The organism is Streptomyces sp. NPDC016459 (assembly GCF_040632845.1).
Classification (GTDB): domain Bacteria; phylum Actinomycetota; class Actinomycetes; order Streptomycetales; family Streptomycetaceae; genus Streptomyces.
In genome coordinates this window covers 1-4,857 of record NZ_JBEYCR010000039.1, presented here as the reverse complement: position 1 = coordinate 4,857, position 4,857 = coordinate 1, and the positions used below count along the sequence as shown (strand labels likewise).

Sequence of the window (4,857 nt, the reverse complement as noted above, 5' to 3'; positions counted from 1 at the left end):
GCTGCGCCGGGCAGCTTGTTGAGCGTGTACCACGCCTCGGTGCTCCACAGGGACTCGCCGCCGGCGGAGCTGAAGGGGCGGGGCGAGCGGATGTGGACGACCCGGTCGGTCTTGAGGCCGGGGATCGCGAGGGTGACCGTCTTCCCGTCGGCGGAGAGGCCCGCCGACTGCGCGGTGAGGGTCTCCTCGTCGACCTTCGGGCCGCCGTAGCCCGAGGTCGGCACGTAACGCCACTGCTTGATCCTGTAATGCTTGACGAGGTCGGCAGCGGTCTCGGCCGACACCGGCTGCGTGTACTCGAGCGCGAAGCCGCCCGGTACGGCCCGCATGGCGCGGATGTCGAAGGCGTTGGAGCCGTTCGGCGTGAGCTTCTGGAGGCCGTGCGCGAGCTTGCCCTCCTGGCCCCAGTTGCCACCCGCCCCGAGCCCGCCGGCGTACAGCGCGCCGTCAGGTCCGACGCTGATCCGGGTGACACCGGCCTCGAGTCCCTGGGTGAGCCGGAAGACCGCGCCCTGGTACTCGCCGCCGACCTTCTCCAGGTAGGCGCGCTGGATCCCGCCGTACGTGACGTCGCCGAACAGCATCTGGCCGGCGAACGGCCCCGTGGTCAGCTGCAGGGGTGTGCTCGGCGAGTTGGCGATCTCGTTCTGGGGCAGCCAGAGAACCGGCTTGGTCACGGACTGGGAGTCGAAGGGCCCGGCGGGGTTGGTGTAGTGGTTGAAGAACCGTCCCTGCTTGATGTGCACCAGCTTCGACGAGGGCAGCCAGCCGCCCTGGTTGTCGGTGACGAAGATGCCGCCCTCGGGGCCCCACCCGATGCCGTTGGGGGTGCGCAGCCCGCCGGCGACATACGAGACCTCGCCGGTCTGCTTGTTGACCTTGATGGTGGTGCCGCGATTGGCCGCCGGCTGCGGATCCGTGGTCGCCCCGCCGTAGTTGATGGAGACCGACAGGTTCAGGTAGAAGAACCCGTCCTGGTGGAGGAGGCCGAAGCCGAACTCGTGGAAGTTGCCCCCGAACGGCCAGGTGGCGACTCTCCGGTACTGGTCGATGACCTCGTCGCCGTCGGTGTCGTTCAGCTCGGTCAGCTCGTGCTTCTGCGACACGTAGAGCTTGCCGTCGACGTGTTTGATCCCCATCGGCTCCTTGAGGCCCGAGGCGATCTTCTTGAAGGTCACCCTGCCCGGTCCGGTGCTTCCCGTGACGTTCGCCAGCAGGTAGACCTCGCCCGCCGCGTTGTTGCTGCCGCCCCAGGTGGTCACGGCAAGACGGCCGTCCGGGAGCCAGTCCATCGCGGAGACCTGGGGTTCGAAGCCCGCGGGCCGGAGATCGGTGAGGCTGTAGTTGGGGTGCACGCCGGCGAGCGGCAGGCCGTCGCCGGGGGAGTCCGTTCCGGCCTCGCACTCCTTGCGACCCGGCGCTGTCACGCGTACGACGTCGGCGTCCGTGCTGAGGGCCGTGTTCGGTACGACGGTGAAGGCGGAGGCGCCGGGAGGCTTCCAGGCCAGCGTCAGCTGCTCGCCGCCTCCCCGCTCGAAGTGCTGCATGCGCAGGGCATGGTGACCGGCCGTCAGGTCCAGTGTCGCCTCTTTGGGTTCCGGGCCGTGCAGACCGCCGTGGTCGATCACCAGCTGGTCACCGATCCACAGGCGGGAGCCGTCGTCGCTGGTGAGGCGGAAGGTGTAGCTGCCGGAGCGGGGGGCGTTCAGGTTGCCGATGACATGGGTGACGAAGTTGCTGTCCAGGCCGAAGTCGGCGGGCGAGGACCAGTCGACCACCGGCATCAGCTTGTCGATGTTGGGCGTCTGGCCCGTCTTGAGCGTGCAGATGTCGTTGAGCGGTACCTGGACGTCGAAGACGCGGAGGGTGACCCCCGGCTCCTGCGGGGGGAGGGCCGCGGCAGAGCTGTCGTCCGCGGGGGCCGGTGCCGACGACAGGCCGACGGCGAGTAGGGAAGCGAGAAGCGTTCCGGCCAGGCGCCTGCCCGGTCGGCGGGGATACAGCCGTGGATACACGTGACCTCCTGACGGCCCCTCGGGCACGAGGGACTCGCTCGGGTAATCGGGGGATCCACCGCTGCCGGGGCGCGCCGTCGTCCCGGTCACGGAGGCACCGGCGGGCGGGACATCGGTCAGGTCCGCACCGCCGCGACCGACACAGTAGGGACTTCCCACGACGCCGTCCATGCTTTGTCCGTCAGGCAGAGAAAGTGGCGAGAACTTGCGCGGCTCGGGTTACGGACTCCGACAAACCGCGCTAGCTTCCTTGAAATGAACCGGTCATGCCACGGCAGGCCGGCCCTTCCCTACGGCGTGACGGCGCGCGCCCGTAGGCACTTTGGGCGGTCCGACGAGACTGCCGTCATCCCCCTCACCTCGGGAGATCTTCTGTGCGCACGAGAACGCTCAGACACCAGCGCGGCCGTTTCCTCCTGACCGTCCTGGCGTGCACCGTCGGATGCCTGCTCCCGGTGTCCCCGGCCGCCGCCTCGCACCCCCAGCACGACGAACCGGCCGCGGCCGCGGCCGCTCCGGAGTTCCAGCAGGTCACGCTCGCCAAGGGCGTGGCCGAGACGGGCGAGCCGATGACGCTCGCGGTGCTCCCCGACCGCTCCGTCCTGCACACCTCGCGCGACGGCACACTGCGGCTGACCGATGCCGCGGGGACCACCACGGTGGCGGGCAGACTCGACGTGTACAGCCACGACGAGGAGGGGCTGCAAGGCATCGCCGTGGACCCGGGGTTCACGTCCAACCGGTATGTCTACCTCTACTACGCGCCCAAGCTCAGCACCCCGGGCGGAGACGCGCCGGGAGACGGCACGACCGCCGACTTCGCCCCGTACGACGGGGTCAACCGGCTGTCCCGGTTCGTCCTGAGGACGGACGGCACCCTGGACCTCGGCAGCGAGAAGAGGGTCCTGGACGTCCCCGCCTCCCGCGGCATCTGCTGTCACGTCGGCGGCGACATCGACTTCGACGCGGCCGGCAACCTGTACCTGTCGACGGGCGACGACACCAACCCCTTCGCCTCCGACAGCTACACCCCCATCGACGAGCGACCCTCCCGCAACCCCGCCTATGACGCCCAGCGTTCCTCGGGCAACACCAACGACCTGCGCGGCAAGGTCCTGCGGATCAAGGTGAACGCCGACGGGTCGTACGCGATACCCAGCGGCAACCTCTTCGCGCCCGGCACCGCGAAGACGCGCCCCGAGATCTACGCGATGGGCTTCCGCAACCCGTTCCGCATGAGCGTCGACAAGGCCACCGGCATCGTCTACCTCGGCGACTACGGGCCCGACGCCGGCAGCGCCAGCCCCACGCGCGGCCCCGCCGGGCAGGTCGAGTTCAACCGGATCACCAGGGCGGGCAACTTCGGCTGGCCGTACTGCACCGGCGACAACGACGCCTACGTGGACTACAACTTCGCCACCGGCGCCTCCGGATCCGCCTTCAGCTGCGCCGCTCCCAGGAACTCCTCCCCGAACAACACCGGACTCACCGACCTGCCCCCCGCGCAGCCGGCCTGGATCCCCTACGACGGCGGCTCGGTGCCGGAGTTCGGCGGCGGATCCGAGTCCCCCATGGGCGGCCCGGTCTACCGCTACGACGCCGCGTCCACCTCCGCGGTCAAGTTCCCGCAGGAGTACGACGGCGACTACTTCGCCGGCGAGTTCGGACGCCGCTGGATCAAGCGCGTCGAGACCGGCACCGACGGCGCCGTGCAGTCCATCAATCCGTCCCCCTGGAGCGGCACGCAGGTGATGGACATGGCCTTCGGTCCGGACGGAGCCCTCTACGTCCTCGACTACGGCACCGGTTACTTCAGCGGCGACGCCAACTCCGCCCTGTACCGCATCGAACACGTCACGGGTGGCCACGCCCCGGTGGCGCAGGCCAAGGCGAACGTCACGTCCGGCAAGGCACCCCTGGCCGTCTCGTTCTCCTCGGCCGGCAGCTCCGACTCCGACGGCGACGCCCTCACCTACGCCTGGACCTTCGGTGACGGCGCCACCTCCACCGCCGCCAACCCCTCCCACACGTACACCACGAACGGCCAGTACACGGCCACCCTCAAGGTGACGGACGCGACGGGCAAGTCCGCGACGGCCTCCACGCAGATCACCGTCGGGAACACCGCGCCCACGGTGACCCTCGACCTGCCGGCGGCCGGGAGCATCTACGACTTCGGCGCCGCGATCCCGTTCAAGGTGACGGTCACCGACCCGGAGGACGGCACCGTCGACTGCTCCAAGGTCAAGGTCACCTTCGTCGTCGGACACGACAGCCACGGCCATCCCCAGACCTCGGCCACCGGGTGCTCCGGCACCCTGCGGACCCTGGCCGACGGCGAACACGACCCGAACGCGAACATCTTCGGCGTCATCGACGCCGAGTACACCGACAAGGGCGCGAACGGCCAGCCCGCACTGACCACGCACGACCAGCACATCACCCAGCCCACCCACCGCCAGGCCGAGCACCACGGCTCCTCGTCCGGCGTCCAGGTGGTCACCCACACGCCCGCCCACGGCGGGAGGACCGTCGGCTACATCGACAACGGCGACTGGATCTCCTTCACGCCGTACGCGCTCGGCAACGTCACGCGGTTCACGGCCCGGGTCTCCTCCGCGGGCGCCGGCGGCACCATCGAGGTGCGCGCGGGATCCCCGACGGGCACCCTGCTCGGCACGGCTACCGTACCGGTCACCGGCGGCTGGGAGACCTTCCAGGACGTGACCGCCCCGCTCACCGCCGGGCCGGCCGGATCGACGGTGCTGCACCTCGTCTTCAAGGGAGGCAGCGGTTCCCTCTTCGACATCGACGAGTTCTCCTTCACCACCTCCGCCGGGGG

Annotated in this window: 2 protein-coding genes; one reads left to right on the top strand and one right to left on the bottom strand. The window is 69.9% G+C overall.

Features of this window, described 5'->3' with window-relative positions:
- Positions 1-2,015, bottom strand: a 2,015-nt coding sequence (locus ABZ567_RS32240) for a PA14 domain-containing protein (protein WP_360796914.1), incomplete at its 3' end; no start/stop codon positions are given.
- A 455-nt stretch (positions 2,016-2,470) separates the two neighbouring features.
- Between ABZ567_RS32240 and ABZ567_RS32235 the strand changes: the two genes are divergently transcribed.
- Positions 2,471-4,857: PQQ-dependent sugar dehydrogenase (locus tag ABZ567_RS32235; RefSeq protein ID WP_360796917.1), on the top strand; the 2,387-nt coding region annotated here is incomplete at its 3' end.